General features: G+C 39.6%; 10 protein-coding genes and 2 pseudogenes. 9 read left to right on the top strand and 3 right to left on the bottom strand.

The window, feature by feature from the left end; translation table 11 throughout:
- Nucleotides 1-86 precede the first annotated feature (86 nt).
- The 3 genes from ftsX to ftsY form a co-directional block, all read right to left on the bottom strand.
- Nucleotides 87-1,073 carry a permease-like cell division protein FtsX gene (gene ftsX, locus L647_RS0119085; protein ID WP_024612450.1) on the bottom strand — a complete coding sequence of 329 codons (987 nt, stop codon included), beginning with the start codon at nucleotides 1,071-1,073 and terminating at the stop codon, nucleotides 87-89.
- Nucleotides 1,070-1,747 carry a cell division ATP-binding protein FtsE gene (gene ftsE, locus L647_RS0119080; RefSeq protein ID WP_024612449.1) on the bottom strand — a complete coding sequence of 226 codons (678 nt, stop codon included), beginning with the start codon at nucleotides 1,745-1,747 and terminating at the stop codon, nucleotides 1,070-1,072. The genes ftsX and ftsE overlap by 4 nt, the downstream gene beginning before the upstream one ends.
- An 84-nt stretch (nucleotides 1,748-1,831) precedes the next feature.
- Nucleotides 1,832-4,069 carry a signal recognition particle-docking protein FtsY gene (ftsY, locus tag L647_RS1000000125450; RefSeq protein WP_076917066.1) on the bottom strand — a complete coding sequence of 746 codons (2,238 nt, stop codon included), beginning with the start codon at nucleotides 4,067-4,069 and terminating at the stop codon, nucleotides 1,832-1,834.
- A 210-nt stretch (nucleotides 4,070-4,279) separates the two neighbouring features.
- Here ftsY and rsmD point away from each other — a divergent pair, with 210 nt between their 5' ends.
- From rsmD to purH, 9 genes and pseudogenes are all read left to right on the top strand, one after another.
- Nucleotides 4,280-4,885 (top strand): 16S rRNA (guanine(966)-N(2))-methyltransferase RsmD, encoded by a 606-nt coding sequence (rsmD, locus tag L647_RS0119070; RefSeq protein ID WP_024612447.1) that lies wholly within the window; start codon nucleotides 4,280-4,282, stop codon nucleotides 4,883-4,885.
- Nucleotides 4,886-5,030: 145 nt separating this feature from the next.
- Nucleotides 5,031-5,246: a 30S ribosomal protein S21 gene (rpsU, locus tag L647_RS0119065; protein ID WP_002957797.1), complete on the top strand. Its 216-nt coding sequence runs from the start codon at nucleotides 5,031-5,033 to the stop codon at nucleotides 5,244-5,246.
- 19 nt (nucleotides 5,247-5,265) lie between these two features.
- The gene (locus L647_RS0119060) at nucleotides 5,266-5,712 is read left to right on the top strand and encodes a GatB/YqeY domain-containing protein (protein ID WP_008171091.1); all 447 of its coding nucleotides are present in this window, start codon (nucleotides 5,266-5,268) and stop codon (nucleotides 5,710-5,712) included.
- Between the two features lie 241 nt (nucleotides 5,713-5,953).
- Nucleotides 5,954-7,705 carry a DNA primase gene (dnaG, locus tag L647_RS0119055; protein WP_024612446.1) on the top strand — a complete coding sequence of 584 codons (1,752 nt, stop codon included), beginning with the start codon at nucleotides 5,954-5,956 and terminating at the stop codon, nucleotides 7,703-7,705.
- 124 nt (nucleotides 7,706-7,829) lie between these two features.
- Nucleotides 7,830-9,679 (top strand): annotated as a pseudogene (gene rpoD / locus L647_RS01000000124615) (RNA polymerase sigma factor RpoD).
- Between the two features lie 67 nt (nucleotides 9,680-9,746).
- Nucleotides 9,747-10,628, top strand: coding sequence for a 50S ribosomal protein L11 methyltransferase (prmA, locus tag L647_RS0119045; RefSeq protein WP_024612445.1), 882 nt, complete (start codon nucleotides 9,747-9,749; stop codon nucleotides 10,626-10,628).
- Between the two features lie 281 nt (nucleotides 10,629-10,909).
- Nucleotides 10,910-11,881 (top strand): tRNA dihydrouridine synthase DusB, encoded by a 972-nt coding sequence (gene dusB / locus L647_RS0119040; RefSeq protein ID WP_024612444.1) that lies wholly within the window; start codon nucleotides 10,910-10,912, stop codon nucleotides 11,879-11,881.
- Nucleotides 11,882-11,900: 19 nt separating this feature from the next.
- The gene (gene fis / locus L647_RS0119035; RefSeq protein WP_002957804.1) at nucleotides 11,901-12,191 is read left to right on the top strand and encodes a DNA-binding transcriptional regulator Fis; all 291 of its coding nucleotides are present in this window, start codon (nucleotides 11,901-11,903) and stop codon (nucleotides 12,189-12,191) included.
- 191 nt (nucleotides 12,192-12,382) lie between these two features.
- Nucleotides 12,383-13,845, top strand: a pseudogene (gene purH / locus L647_RS01000000124610) (bifunctional phosphoribosylaminoimidazolecarboxamide formyltransferase/IMP cyclohydrolase); the annotation flags it as partial.

Below are 13,845 nucleotides of genomic sequence, written 5' to 3'. Positions count from 1 at the left end.
AGGATAGTACATAAATATGACAGTTTTAATAATGCGAGGTACAACCCAAGTCGATAATATACGCGTATCAAGTTGGGTTGGTTCACTTATACTTTATCGGGTTCTATTTCTTTAATATACCGATTTACAGATAAATACGAGCCTACAAAGCCTAAACTTGTAGCAAGTAAAACTAAAAAACCGAACTCTTTTAATGTTAAACCAATTAGCGAAAAGCTGGTTTGGTAAACCCCTGCTACACTGCTAACAGCGCTCGACAACCACCACATCATTAAAGCTATGCAAATAAAAGCAAATAAACCACCTATAACGCCATACCAAATACCCGTCCATAAAAATGGCGCATGAATAAATGTATTAGTTGCACCAACTAATTTCATCACTTGGATCTCTTCTTTTTTATCCATAATTGATAAACGAATAGTATTACCAATAATTAGCGTGACGGAAGTAAGTAATAGTAACGTTATAGTAATTACACTTTCTTTTAATAAACTAAGCAATGCATTTAAGCGCTCTAACCAAGCTATATCGAGCTTACCAAAGTCTACCTCACGTTCACCTTCTAATTTAGTTAAAAGCGCTTTAGCTGCGTTAGGTTGACGATGACGCTTGGTTGGTGTTACCAACACAACATCTGGAAGCGGGTTGCTATCTAAATACTCTAGTGCTTGTCCAAAACCCGATACATCTTTAAATTCTGTTAATGCTTCTTGCTTTGAAATAAATGCAACGCCTTCCACCTCTGGGTATAGCGCTAAACGTTTTACCAGCGTTTGCGTTTCTTGCTCGCTCATACTTTCTTTAACGAACAACGAAATTTCGCTCGCTTCTTCAAACCCACTACTTACTTGCTGAACGTTTTTAACGACCAAATAAAGCGTCGCCGGTAACGTTAAACTTAAGCCCAACACAGCAATTGTCATTAACGAAGCTAATGGCGTACGCCACATTTCACCTAAACTATGTACACCTTGGCGAAAAATATTAATAATAAAAAAGTAGCCGCCCGCTAATACAGATTTTTTTTGCTTTTGGTTTTTATTTGTTCGACCTTTAAAAAGTAAACTCATAAAGCCCCCTCAGCTAGCGGATCTTGGAGCATTCGACCATCTTTTAACGTTAGGCTTCTATACTTCATTCGTGCAACTAAACCTAAATCATGGGTGGCAATCAATACTGTTGTACCGTGCTTATTAAAGTCTTCAAATAATCGTAAGATTTCCATTGAAAGTTCAGGATCAAGATTACCCGTTGGCTCATCAGCTAATAAAATTGGCGGTGAGTTTACAATAGCGCGAGCAATACCTACGCGTTGCTGCTCCCCCCCTGAAAGCATAGATGGATGACATTTAATCTTATCAATTAAACCCACTTTATCGAGCGCTCCATGTACACGCTTTGCGATTTGATTATGGTGAGTACCTTCAATGATCAAAGGTAAGGCAACATTATCAAATACAGTGTAGCGCTCTAATAAGCGATGATTTTGAAAAATAATACCTATGTCACGACGAGCATAAGGAATTTGACGCGAGTTAACCTTATTTAAATCAACACCGTTGATAAAAACACTTCCCGCAGATGGGCGTTCCATTAAGCTAATTAGCTTTAATAGCGTACTTTTACCTGCGCCACTGTGACCGGTTAAAAATGCTAGTTCTCCAGGTTTAATATGAAAATTAACTTTTTCAAGAGCACGATGCCCTCCTGGGTAGGTTTTACTTACTTGCTGAAAATTTATCATTTTTTATTATGCCAACTCCATTAACACATTAATAAAATTGGTATTCCTCGCAATTAAAAAGGGAGCAAGCTCCCTTTTGGTAAATTAAACGTCGTCCTCATCTTGGCTAAATAATGCATCAATAAAGTCGTCGCTTTTAAAGGCGCGTAAATCATCAATACTTTCACCAACACCAATGTAACGAATTGGAATATTAAACTTATCAGCTACCGCAAAAATAACACCACCTTTTGCAGTTCCATCAAGTTTTGAAAGCGTAATTCCCGTTAAACCAACACATTGGTTAAACAAGTTTACTTGGCTAATTGCATTTTGCCCCGTGCCTGCATCGATCGTTAACATAACTTCGTGAGGTGCATCTGGGTCAATTTTTTTCATTACTCGTGCTATTTTTTCAAGCTCTTGCATCAAATTGTCTTTATTTTGCAAGCGACCAGCTGTATCGGCGATTAACACATCAACCTTGCGCGCTTTAGCAGCTTGAAATGCATCAAAAATAACAGACGCACTATCAGCACCAGTGTGCTGTGCAATAACAGGAATACTATTGCGCTCACCCCATACTTGCAATTGCTCAACGGCTGCGGCTCTAAATGTATCGCCAGCAGCAAGCATCACAGATTTACCTTCACTTTGAAATTGCTTTGCAAGCTTACCAATGGTCGTTGTTTTACCAACTCCATTTACACCAACCATTAATATAACGAATGGCTTTTTATCAGCAGGTATTACCAAAGGTTGCTCTGCAGTTTTAAGCATAGTTGCCATTTCTTGCTTCATAAGCTCGTAAAGTGCATCGCCATCTTTTAACTGCTTGCGGTTAGCTCCATCAGTTAATCTGTCAATCAACTTCATGGTTGTATCAACGCCTAAATCAGCGGTTAATAACTGAGTTTCAAGCTCTTCAAATAAATCGTCATCAATCTTTTTACCACTAAATACAGAAGCAAAACCTGAGCCTATATTAATACGTGTTTTTAATAAGCCCTTTTTAAGACGAGAGAAAAAACCTTCTTTTTTAGGTTTCTCCACCTTTTTAGATTCATCGTTAGCTAATTTTTCTGCTTCGATACGCTCTTGTTCTAAACGTTCAGCTTCTGCTTGCTCTGCTGCAATACGTTCTTGCTCTAAACGTTCAGCTTCTGCTTGCTCTGCCGCAATGCGTTCTTGTTCTAAACGTGCAGCTTCTGCTTTATCAGCCGCAATGCGTTCTTGTTCTAAACGTGCAGCTTCTGCTTGCTCTGCCTCAATACGTACTTGTTCTAAACGTACAGTTTCTGCTTGCTCTGCCTCAATACGTACTTGTTCTAAACGTGCAGTTTCTGCTTGCTCTGCTGCAATACGTTCTTGCTCTAAACGTGCAGCTTCTGCTTGCTCTGCCGCAATACGTTCTTGTTCTAAACGTGCAGCTTCTGCTTGCTCTGCCGCAATACGTTCTTGCTCTAAACGTGTAGCTTCTGTTTTCTCAGCCGCAATACCTTCTTGTTCTATACGGGCAGCTTCTGCTTTTTCAGCCGCAATACGTTCTTGCTCAAGACGCATTTGCGCCTCTTGTTCTGCTAAACGTGTTTGCTGTTCTAATTGCTGCGCTTGAGCATCAGCTTGCTCTTTTGCTAATAACTCTGCATTTGCTTTCTCAATCGCTAACTTTTCAGCCTGCTCTGCTTCGCGTTTTTCATCAGCAAATCTTACTTGTTCTAAACGGTTAGCTTCAGCTTTTTCAGCCGCAATACGTTCTTGCTCAAGACGCATTTGCGCTTCTTGTTCTGCCAAACGTGTTTGCTGTTCTAATTGCTGCACTTGAGCATCAGCTTGTTCTTTTGCTAATAACTCTGCATTAGCTTTCTCAATCGCTAACTTCTCAGCTTGCTCTGCTTCGCGTTTTTCATCAGCAAATCTTACTTGTTCTAAACGGTTAGCTTCAGCTTTTTCAGCGGCTATACGTTCTTGCTCAAGACGCATTTGCGCCTCTTGTTCTGCTAAACGTGTTTGCTGCGCTTGAGCATCAGCTTGCTCTTTTGCTAATAACTCTGCATTTGCTTTCTCAATCGCTAACTTCTCAGCTTGCTCTGCTTCGCGTTTTTCATCAGCAAGTTTTACTTGTTCTAAACGTTCAACCTCAGCTTTTTCAGCCGCAATGCGTTCTTCTTCGAGGCGCATAGCTTGTGCTTGCTTAGCTTCAATGCACTCTTGCTCTAAACGTTCAGCTTCTTGTTGCTCAGCTAACGCTTGTTGGTTTTCAGCCTCATTTACTTGTTCTGCTTGTTTTTCATCTGACTTACCAAAACCGAACCAAGACAGGAATTTATTTTTTTTTGCCATACTTGCTAATAACCACTTATAAAAATCTGATAAACTAAAATTTGAAAATAGCTTGGCAATGCCTAGCAATATAGTTGCCGGCCAAACAACCGTTCAAAACGTGAATGCTAAATAGTAACACTTTTAATGCGGATGAAAAATGAAGCTATACATAATCTATGTACAATATTATCTGAGCTAAATCTCAGATACCATTTTTTAGTGAGCTAAATGAGAAAAAAAACAGCGCAAAATAAAGCAATTAGTAAATCCAGCGATGGCTTTATTAGAGTAATCAGCGGCCAATTTCGTGGCCGTAAGCTCCCAGTCAAAGACGTACAAGGTTTGCGACCTACGACCGATCGCATAAAAGAAACGGTATTTAACTGGCTAATGCAAGATACTCGAGATACAAATGTACTCGACTGCTTTGCAGGTTCTGGTGGTTTAGGATTTGAAGCGCTTTCTCGCTTTGCTAAAAGCGCACTATTTGTTGAACTAGACCATTGTGCAGCTAAACAACTTGAGCAAAACATTAGCACCCTAAAACTACAAAATGCACAAGTAAAGCACATCAATACATTGTCTTTTTTAGAACAAAAAAACTTAAACGAACCATTTAATCTTGTTTTTGTTGATCCTCCTTTTCGTAAAGATTTGGCACAAATAAGTTGTGATTTACTAGAAAACAACCAATGGCTTAACGCCCAAGCGTTAATTTATGTCGAAGTTGAATCTGAATTAAACACTTTCACCCCACCAAGCAACTGGTTGTTAATTAAAGAAAAAAAAGCAGGTCAAGTATTTTGCAGACTGTATAAGCGTCAAACAAATTAATACTATTTTAGATGATGCGTTTCTGTTAATATTGTCCTTTACATGTGGTGTTGCTTCGGATTACAATACCGCACCATTTTTGAACCACTTGATCAATGTTTGATCAACTTGAGCAACGCTCATAATTTAGGTAGGTGAATTTTTAATGCCAGTAATTAAAGTAAGAGAGAACGAACCGTTTGACGTAGCACTTCGTCGCTTCAAGCGTTCATGTGAAAAAGCAGGAATCCTTTCAGAAGTTCGTCGTCGCGAGCACTATGAAAAACCAACAGCTGAACGTAAACGTAAAAAAGCTGCTGCAGTTAAACGTCACATGAAAAAACTTTCTCGTGATAACGCACGTCGCGTTAAATTATACTAATATATTAGGTCTTGTATAAATGAGCCTTTTAATAACGCTAAAAGATGCGCAAAAAGATGCGATGAGAGCCAAAGACAAATTACGTCTTAACCCTATTCGCATGGTACTTGCTGCAATCAAGCAACGTGAAATTGACGAGCGCATAGAACTAGACGACGCAGGTATTACCTCCGTTATAGTGAAGCTTGTTAAACAACGTCGTGACTCTTACACTCAGTACAAAGATGCTGGGCGTGATGATTTAGCTGATATTGAAGCTAGTGAGATTACAGCACTTGAAACTTTCTTACCTCAAGCATTGAGTGAAGAAGAAATCATTGCTCTCATTGATGCGGCTATTGCTGATACTAACGCAGCAGGTATGCAAGACATGGGTAAAGTAATGGGTATAATCAAAAGCAAAGCTGAAGGTCGCGCCGATATGGGCAAAATCTCTGGTTTAATTAAGCAACGATTAACAGCCTAATACACCCACATACATTAAAGTATGATTGAAGCAAACCGAGCCTAGCGCTCGGTTTCTTCGTTTAAAATTTATTTAAAGTACATTTATATCCGAAGTTAAAAACGAAATTATTTATACCTACCCTATTTATTTAGCTGTCATTTTGGTAAGTTAAAACACACTTTTTTTTGCGCTAAGTTTGTATGAAAAGTAAATTTCGCTTTCGTTATTCATCTCATCATCTCAGGACTTTATTTTACTAATGGCTGGAAAGATCCCACGTAATTTTATAGACGACTTACTTGCCAGAACCGATATTGTCGACCTAATAGACTCAAAAGTAGGTCTAAAAAAAGCAGGTAAGGATTATCAAGCTTGCTGCCCTTTTCATAACGAAAAATCGCCTTCATTTACTGTATCTCAAGATAAGCAGTTTTATCACTGTTTTGGTTGTGGTGCTAATGGCAACGCTATTTCATTTATAATGGAATACGAAAAACTTGAATTTGTTGATGCTATTGAAGAGCTTGCGAGCATACTTAATTTAGATGTTCCTCGCGAACAAGGTACAAGCTCTGGACCTGAACGTACTGCAGCGCAAAAACGTTCTGACTACGATTTAATGCTTCATACTGCGCGCTTTTATCAACACCAATTAAAACACCATAGTAATTCTGCCGCCGTTATTGAATACGTAAAAGGTCGTGGTTTAAGTGGTGAAATAGTTAAAAAATTCATGATTGGTTATGCTCCAAGTGAATGGGATGGTTTATGCCTACAACTTGGTCGTAACAAAGAGCAAAAAGAGCAATTGGTTGAGCTAAAACTTGCCTCAGAAAAAACACCTGGCAGACAATTTGATTTTTTCCGCGACCGTTTAATGTTCCCTATCCGAGATAAACGCGGACGTGTGGTTGCTTTTGGTGGTCGTGTAATGCAAGCCGATCAAGGTCCTAAGTACCTTAACTCACCAGAAACCCGTATTTTTCATAAAGGCTTTGAATTATATGGTTTGTATGAGGCTAAACAAGCTCATAAAAAACTTGATCATGTACTTATTGTTGAAGGTTATATGGATGTTGTAGCGCTTGCTGAGCAAGGTATTGAATATGCCGTAGCCGCACTTGGTACAGCAACAACTAGCGAGCATATGCACACACTTTTTAGAACAACAGATAAAGTTATTTGTTGTTACGATGGTGACCGTGCAGGCAAAGATGCAGCATGGAGAGCCCTCGAAAATGCATTACCTTACTTAAGTGATGGTAAGGCGTTAAATTTTGTCTTTTTACCTGATGGCGAAGACCCAGATTCTTTAGTACAAAAAGAAGGTAGAGAACAATTTGAACAACGCTTAAGTGAAGCCGATGATTTTACCAAAGTACTCTTTAAAAAACTCAGCCAAGAAATTGATTTAACCCTTGATTCTGGTAAAGCTAAACTACTTAGTGCTGCATTACCGTTAATAGAAAAAATACCAAGTGAATTTTATCAAGAAAATATTCTTGAACAACTTGGTAGGTTAATTGGTCGAACACGTGAGCAACTTAATAATCGTTTAAAAACACCTAAGCAACAACATTCAATTGAGCGTAAATTTAAAATAACACCTATGCGTCAAGCTATTGGTATTTTAATTCAACACCCAAAAATGGCTAAAAGCATTCCTTATTTACCTGATTTAGCGCAAATGAATATTGCCGGTATTGGATTATTATTACGCTTACAAGAACAAGCGTTAGAAAAAGACGACGTTACTACTGCGCAACTACTTGAATTTTTCAGAGGAACGGAAGATTACGAGCCATTAATTAAGCTTGCGACGTGGCAACATCAGATAAATGAAGACCATTTAGAGACTGTTTTTAAAAATACTTTCAAATTTATTGAAGATCAGTGTTTAAATTATCGACTAGAGACCTTATTAATAAGAGACAAGACACAAGGTCTAAATAGCGATGAAAGACTTGAATGTCATTTGTTAATGACAGCGTTAAAAGCGACTAACAGCTAGTCAAATTTGATTTGTGCTGTTATACTACGCTATTCACTGCGTCACATTATACTAGTTAGCTTTAATGCAAGCTACATGATGGCGCCTGTTGTATCAACTTATCAGAGTGGAAGAAACAATCTCTATGGATCCAACTCCTCAGTCACAATTAAAACTTCTGATTCAGAAAGGTAAAGAGCAAGGCTACTTAACTTTTGCAGAAGTAAATGATCACCTTCCACAAGACATTATAGACTCAGATCAAGTAGAAGATATCATAAGCATGATTAATGACATGGGTATTAAGGTTAGCGAAAACGCGCCTGATGCTGATGAATTAATGATGCAAGAAACAACGACAGACGAAGACGCAGCTGAAGCNCTGCCGCTGCAGCCCTTGCGACTGTAGAAAAAGAAATCGGCCGTACAACGGACCCGGTACGCATGTATATGCGTGAAATGGGTACTGTTGAACTTCTGACCCGTGAAGGCGAGATTGTTATCGCTAAGCGTATCGAAGAAGGTATTAACCAAGTACAGATTTCTGTTGCCGAGTATCCTGAAGCTATCACTTACCTACTTGAACAGTGGGACAAGTTTGAAGCTGAAGAAATGCGTTTAAGCGACATTATCGTTGGTTTTATCGATCCTAACGAAGATACAGCGCCAATTTCAGCAACTAATATTGGTTCAGAATTAAGTGCTAAACAGCTTGATGATGATAAAGACGATAAAGACGATGCTGATAGCGACGATGAAGATGAAGAAGAAATTGACACAGGACCAGATCCTGAAGAAGCTCGTATTCATTTCGAAAATTTACGTGATTTATATAATAAAGCACGTGATACATTTGAAGCTAAAGGTCGTTCGCATCCTGAATCTCAAGCCGCCATTTTTGAAATTGGTGAGCTTTTCAGAACGTTTAAATTAATACCTAAACAGTTTGATCGCATGGTTAATAACATGCGTGAAATGATGGACCGTGTTCGTATTCAAGAACGCCTTATCATGAAGCAAGCTGTGCAAATTGCTAAACTACCGAAGAAAACATTCGTTAAGCATTTTGCTAACAACGAAACAGACGCTTCGTGGGTTGATTTAGAAATTTCAGGTAACGAAAAATACTCAGCTAAACTTGAAGAAGTTAAGCCAGAGATTATTCGCAGCATTAATAAATTATCTGTCATTGAGCAAACAACAGGTTTAAGCATTGAGCGTATTAAAGACATTAACCGTCGAATGAGCATTGGTGAAGCGAAAGCGCGCCGTGCGAAAAAAGAGATGGTTGAAGCTAACTTACGTCTTGTAATCTCAATTGCGAAGAAATACACAAACCGTGGCTTACAATTCTTGGATTTAATTCAAGAAGGTAACATTGGTCTGATGAAAGCGGTTGATAAGTTTGAATATCGCCGTGGTTATAAGTTTTCTACTTATGCTACGTGGTGGATACGCCAAGCAATCACTCGCTCTATTGCTGACCAAGCAAGAACTATCCGTATTCCGGTACATATGATTGAAACGATTAATAAACTTAACCGTATCTCTCGTCAAATGTTACAAGAAATGGGTCGTGAGCCAAATCCAGAAGAATTAGCTGAACGCATGATGATGCCTGAGGATAAAATCCGTAAGGTACTTAAGATTGCTAAAGAGCCAATTTCAATGGAAACACCAATCGGTGATGATGAAGACTCGCACTTAGGTGACTTTATCGAAGATACTACTATTGATTCGCCAATCGACTCGGCAACAATGGAATCTCTTCGTGGCGCAACCAACGATGTACTTGCCGGCTTAACAGCACGTGAAGCAAAAGTACTGCGTATGCGTTTTGGTATTGATATGAATACCGACCACACCTTAGAAGAAGTAGGTAAACAGTTTGACGTAACACGTGAACGTATTCGTCAAATTGAAGCGAAAGCGCTGCGTAAATTACGCCACCCTTCTCGCTCTGATTTACTGAAGAGCTTTTTAGACGCTAAATAATTTAGCGCTACTATATAAACTAAAAAGGCCGCTATAGCGGCCTTTTTTCTATTTGAAGGAAATAATAATGGCTTGGATCCAAATTCGTATTAATGCTAATGCTGAAAATGCCGATTTAATTAGTGATTTACTCGTTGAAGCTGGCAGCGCTTCGGTTACCTTTATCGATGGCAAAGATACTCCCATTTACGAACCTAAAATAGGCACTGTGCAGTTTTGGGCTGATACGACTGTTATAGGCTTATTTGATGCAAATCATGATATGGATAGCGTCGTTGCGCTAATACAAGCTGACGAGTCACTTACAAACGAATTAGTGTATAAAATTGAGCAATTAGAAGACAAAGATTGGGAACGCGAATGGATGGATAACTTCCACCCTATTCAATTTGGTGAAAAACTATGGATTTGTCCAAGCTGGCGTGACATCCCTGACCCTACAGCAGTTAATGTAATGCTTGACCCAGGCCTTGCTTTTGGTACGGGTACACATGCAACTACAGCACTGTGCCTTAGGTGGTTAGAAAGCCAAGATTTAACAGGTAAAACTGTTGTTGATTTTGGTTGTGGCTCGGGCATTTTAGGGATTGCTGCTATTAAGCTCGGTGCAGAGCGCATGATTGGGATAGATATTGACCCACAAGCACTTGAAGCAAGCCTAGATAACGCTAACCGAAATGGCGTTGCTGATAAGCTCGAAGTATACCTTCCTGAAAATCAACCTGAGTTTAGCGCTGATATTGTAGTGGCTAATATTTTAGCGCAACCGCTTCGCGAATTACACAATGTTATTTTAGGTTTACTTAAACCAGGTGGCAAAATTGCCATGTCTGGAATTTTAGAAGAGCAAGCGCAATCAGTTGCTGATGTTTACGCCCCATTTATTGCACTAGATGATATTGCTGTGGAAGGAGATTGGACACGTGTAAGTGGTACCAAAAAAGCGTAATTCCTCCTCAGTATAAACTTAGAGTATTAACTCAAAACTCTTATGTAAAGCCTGTATTTAACAGGCTTTACTATTTTTTTACATAATAAAAAATAAACTAATTTTATTATAAAAACAAAAACTGCTTAATTTTCAAACAAATTAAGTGATTCCTCATGTGGTTATCAAATGTCAATACGAAAAGGGCAAAAAAAAGTTACTTTTGTTCAATTTATAGCCTTTGATTTTTGCTAAAAAAACCGTAAACTTAGCGCCCCTTGAAAAGAGGCCTATTGAATATAGTGCGTATCGGTAAATACCAACTTGAGAATAATGTAATTGTCGCGCCAATGGCTGGCATTACAGACAGACCATTTAGACAACTTTGTCGCCGCTTAGGTGCGGGGCTAGCTGTGTCTGAAATGCTATCGTCGAATCCAAAGGTTTGGAAAACCGAAAAGTCGATGAACCGTATGGATCACAGCGGTGAGTCGGGTATACGCGCGGTGCAAATTGCAGGAGCAGATCCTGAGCTTATGGCGCAGGCCGCACAATTCAATGTTGCTAACGGTGCACAGATCATAGATATCAATATGGGGTGCCCAGCAAAAAAAGTGAACAAGAAACTCGCAGGCTCTGCCTTATTACAGTTTCCTGAACTTGTGGAAGAGATTATTGATGCAGTAGTTAATGCTGTTGATATACCTGTGACACTTAAAATCCGTACAGGATGGGATCCGGACAACCGTAATGGTGTAGAGATTGCGAGAATAGCTGAACGTTATGGCATTGCATCACTTGCTGTACATGGGCGTACACGCTCATGTATGTACAAAGGTGAAGCAGAATATGACACGATTAGGGATATAAAACGTTCAGTGTCGATTCCTGTTGTTGCCAATGGTGATATTACATCACCAGAAAAAGCAAAGCAGGTATTAGACTATACGGGTGCAGATGCCATTATGATTGGTCGAGCCGCCCAAGGTCGCCCTTGGATATTTAGGGAGATAGACCACTATTTGCGAACTGGAGAGCATTTACAACCACCTGCCATTTGTGAGGTGCGTAGTATTTTAATGGAGCATTTAACTAATCTTCATATGTTCTACGGTGAACCAATGGGAGCGCGAATTGCTCGTAAACATGTATCTTGGTATTTGCAAACGCATGACAGTGATGGTCAGTTTCGGCGAGTATTTAATGCGCTCGACAATCCACAGGCACAGGTCGACGCATTAGAGCAATACTTTAAAACACTAGCAGCTAATTAAGAAAGAAAGAGACTAAATGATGTTCGAACAAAACGTGACTTCTCCATTTATCACTAACCCTCATGTTCAGTCACACGAGAAACCGCAGCCATTGCGTGATGCAGTAAAGAAAGCTGTTCACCACTATTTAAAACAGCTTAACGGTCAAGATGTGCAAGACGTTTACGACCTTGTTCTTTCTGAGCTAGAAGCACCATTACTTGAAGAAGTAATGACATACACACGTGGCAACCAAACACGTGCAGCTATTTTACTAGGTATCAACCGTGGTACTTTACGTAAAAAGCTTAAAAAATACGGCATGAACTAATATGCTGGCTGTGATTTATCGCAGCTAATTATTAAAAAAGCACCTTAGGGTGCTTTTTTTATGCCTACAGTTTATTAATCTAATTGCAAAATGCTCACGCTTATTGAACCTTTATAAGTCGTTTTTTGAGTAGTAATCAGTTAAAATGCCCGCTTCTAAGCTAGCTCATTAACTGAGGAAATCAAACTACAATGGATACTCATCGTCCCATTCGTCGCGCACTATTAAGTGTGTCTGATAAAACCGGTATTGTTGAATTTGCCCGCGCATTAGAAGCGCAAGGTGTTGATATTTTATCAACTGGCGGCACATGTAAACTTCTTGCTGAAAACAACATAAAAGTGACTGAAGTATCAGATCACACAGGTCACCCTGAAATCATGGATGGTCGTGTAAAAACACTTCATCCAAAAATTCACGGCGGTATATTAGCCCGTCGCGGACAAGATGAAAACGTAATGGCAGATAACAACATTTCTGCTATCGACATAGTTGTAGTTAACTTATACCCCTTTGCGAATACTGTCGCTCAAGAAAACTGCAGCCTTGAAGATGCTATCGAAAACATTGATATTGGCGGACCAACAATGGTTCGTGNGCAGCCGCTAAAAACCATAAAGATGTAACAATCGTGGTAAACGCGAGCGACTACGACCGTGTTATTAGTGAAATGCAAAACAACAATGGCTCAACAACGTACAAAACACGTTTTGACTTAGCGATTGCTGCTTACGAGCACACAGCCCAATACGATGGCATGATTGCTAACTACTTCGGTAAAATGGTTCCTGATTACACTGAGGAAGCTGCTGTCGAGACTAAATTCCCGCGCACTATTAATATGCAATTCACTAAAAAGCAAGATATGCGTTACGGTGAAAACTCACATCAAGATGCTGCTTTTTATGTTGAGAGTGACATTGCTGAAGCATCAGTTGCCACAGCAACTCAACTGCAAGGTAAAGCACTGTCATTTAATAATATTGCAGATACAGATGCGGCGCTTGAGTGTGTTAAAGAGTTTGACGTACCAGCCTGCGTAATTGTAAAGCACGCAAATCCGTGTGGTGTTTCAATTGGGGGCAATATTCTTGAGGCATACGAGCGCGCTTTTAAAACAGACCCTACATCAGCATTTGGTGGCATTATTGCCTTTAACCGAGAGCTAGATGCCGCAACTGCACAAGCAATTGTTGACCGTCAGTTTGTTGAAGTAATTATCGCCCCTAGCATTTCGAGCGATGCTGCAAAAATTGTTGAAGCTAAAAAGAACGTACGCTTATTAGAATGTGGACAGTGGACAGGTAAAGCTGCTGGACAAGATATTAAGCGCGTTAATGGCGGTATTTTAGTTCAAGACCGTGACCTTGGCATGGTAACGCAAGGCGACTTAAAAGTTGTTTCTAAGCGTAAGCCTTCAGAGCAAGAACTTAAAGATTTACTGTTTTGCTGGAAAGTAGCTAAATTTGTTAAGTCCAACGCGATTGTTTATGCCCGTGACGGTATGACCATTGGTGTAGGCGCGGGTCAAATGAGCCGCGTATATTCGGCCAAAATTGCAGGTATTAAAGCAGCCGACGAAAACCTTGAAGTTATAGGTTCAGTTATGGCATCTGACGCATTTTTTCCATTCAGAGATGGTATTGACGCAGCC

Source organism: Pseudoalteromonas sp. TB64, from assembly GCF_000498095.1.
Taxonomy (GTDB): domain Bacteria; phylum Pseudomonadota; class Gammaproteobacteria; order Enterobacterales; family Alteromonadaceae; genus Pseudoalteromonas.
The sequence above is the reverse complement of the archived record's forward strand: the minus strand, read 5'-3'. Positions and strand labels throughout refer to the sequence as shown.